Source organism: Erwinia sp. PME.40.26/001 (assembly GCF_055556675.1).
This window is the reverse complement of the sequence record NZ_JBVHNP010000214.1, coordinates 1-267: the sequence shown is the minus strand read 5'-3', so window position 1 is coordinate 267 and position 267 is coordinate 1. Positions and strand designations below refer to the sequence as shown.

General features: G+C 66.3%; 1 pseudogene. It reads left to right on the top strand.

Annotated elements, in window-relative coordinates:
• Positions 1-267, top strand: a pseudogene (locus ACZ3HG_RS23895) (chromosomal replication initiator protein DnaA); the annotation flags it as partial.

The window sequence follows — 267 nt, the reverse complement described above, 5'->3', positions numbered from 1 at the left end:
CACCACCTTCGAACTTCGCGTCTCGATCCTGCAGGCCAAGGCCGCGCGCGCCGGCGCCGACGTGCCGCCGAAGGTGATGGAGTTCCTCGCGCACAAGATCACCAGCAATGTCCGCGAGCTCGAAGCCAGCCTCAACCGCCTGGTGGCGCACGCCAACCTGTTCAACCGTCCGATCACGCTGGAGACGACGCAGGAGGTGCTGCACGACGTGCTCAAGGCGCATGACCGGCGCGTCCAGATCGATGAGATCCAGCGCCGCGTCTGCGA